The sequence below is a fragment of the Prescottella defluvii genome, from assembly GCF_000738775.1.
GTDB lineage: Bacteria > Actinomycetota > Actinomycetes > Mycobacteriales > Mycobacteriaceae > Prescottella > Prescottella defluvii.
The window spans coordinates 1-1,856 of sequence record NZ_JPOC01000130.1; the positions used below are offsets into that span (position 1 = coordinate 1).

Consider the following 1,856-nt stretch of genomic DNA (forward strand, 5'->3'; position numbering starts at 1 on the left):
CGCGAAGGCCGTCGCGACGGCCCGCGAGTTCGTCAACACCCCGCCCAGCCACCTGTTCCCGGCCGAGTTCGCGGACCGCGCCAAGTCCCTCGGCATCGCCGCCGGGCTCACCGTCAAGGTCCTCGACGAGAAGGCCCTCGCCAAGGCCGGCTTCGGTGGCATCGTCGGCGTCGGCAAGGGCTCGTCGCGTCAGCCGCGCCTGGTGCAGATGACGTACTCGTCCGGCAAGCGCCGCGGCGTCAAGAAGGTCGCACTGGTCGGCAAGGGCATCACGTTCGACACCGGCGGCATCTCCATCAAGCCGGCCGCCGGCATGGAGAACATGACCTCCGACATGGGTGGCGCCGCCGCCGTCATCGCGACCGTCGTCCTCGCCGCCGAACTGAAGCTGCCCGTCGACGTCACCGCATGGGTACCGATGGCCGAGAACATGCCGTCGGCCACCGCGCAGCGTCCCGGCGACGTCCTGACGCAGTACGGCGGCACCACCGTCGAGGTGATCAACACCGATGCCGAGGGTCGCCTGGTCCTGGCCGACGCCATCGCCCGCGCCTGCGAGGACGCACCCGACTACCTCATCGACACCGCGACGCTGACCGGCGCGCAGATGGTGGCACTGGGCAACCGCACGCCCGGCGTGCTGGGCACCGACGAGTTCCGCGACCGGGTGGCGTCGATCTCCCAGGAGATCGGCGAGAACGCGTGGCCGATGCCGATGCCCGCCGAACTGCGCGGCGACCTCAACTCCCGGGTCGCGGACCTGGCGAACGTCACCCCGCACCGCTGGGGCGGCATGCTCGCGGCCGGCCTGTTCCTCAAGGAGTTCGTCGCCGACGGCGTGCAGTGGGCGCACATCGACGTCGCCGGTCCCGCGTTCAACACGGGCGGCCCGTTCGGCTACACCGGCAAGGGCGGTACCGGCGTTCCGGTCCGCACGATGATCTCGGTGCTCGAGGACATCGCCGCCAACGGCTAGACGCTCCGCGCCGGTGCGCACTTCCGGTAGCTGAACCCACCGGAAGTGCGCACCGGCGGCGCAGCCGCCTAGTCCAACTCGCGCTGCCGCTCCCGCTTGCGTTCGATCCGACGCCGATTGTCGTAGTCACGCATCCGCTGCGGGTAGCCGGTCTTGCGCACGTCGTAGACGGGGATCTTCAGTTCCTGCCCGAGGCGGCGGGCGCCCCGTTCGCCGCCGACCTTGCGCCGGGTCCACTCGCCGTCCGCCGCGACGAGCACCACCGTCACCTCCGTCACGGTCGTCTGGGGTTCGACGTAGGCCTCCACCCCGTGGTGCGAATGAGCCCAGTCCGCGAGGTGGCGTGCGTCGGACTCGGCGTCGGACTTCGGACCCGCCGACCGCCCGCGTGTGAATCTGTCGAACAACCCCACGTGAGCTCTCCTCCCTGCCCGCCGCGGACCGGTCCGCGGCGATCTGTCCGATTTTGCCAGCAGACGCGCTCGACGACGAGGAAATTCACATGAGCCGCCCCTCGCAGGACACGCTCTGGGCATCAATGAAAGGATGGGCGCAGCGCGCCGCACGACGGGTCCGAAGCGCAGCACACCACCGGAGTGAGGCGCCTCGGATACGTCGTTCTCCGCCGCAGGAAACGTGCATCTCGAGCACAATGGTTTTCGACCACAAGTCGATAAAACTCAACAACCCGAACACAACCGTCGAGGAGTCAAAAGAAATGGCCTTCTCCGTCCAGATGCCAGCCCTGGGTGAGTCCGTCACCGAGGGAACTGTCACGCGGTGGCTCAAGCAGGAAGGGGACACGGTCGAAGTAGACGAGCCTTTGCTCGAAGTCTCCACCGACAAGGTCGACACCGAGATCCCGTCCCCCGTCGCCGGC

General features: G+C 68.6%; 3 protein-coding genes. 2 read left to right on the top strand and 1 reads right to left on the bottom strand.

Going from position 1 to position 1,856, the window contains the following annotated elements; all coding sequences use genetic code 11:
* The coding region (locus tag IJ15_RS0124015; RefSeq protein ID WP_031940848.1) for a leucyl aminopeptidase at nt 1–976 on the top strand (976 nt) is incomplete at its 5' end.
* Between the two features lie 68 nt (nt 977–1,044).
* On the opposite strand, the gene IJ15_RS0124020 is transcribed toward IJ15_RS0124015, so the two are convergent.
* Entirely contained in the window at nt 1,045–1,389 is a 345-nt protein-coding gene (locus tag IJ15_RS0124020) for a hypothetical protein (RefSeq protein WP_031940849.1), read from the bottom strand.
* A 305-nt stretch (nt 1,390–1,694) separates the two neighbouring features.
* Here IJ15_RS0124020 and IJ15_RS0124025 point away from each other — a divergent pair.
* On the top strand, nt 1,695–1,856 hold a 162-nt coding region (locus tag IJ15_RS0124025; protein WP_031940850.1), incomplete at its 3' end, for a biotin/lipoyl-containing protein.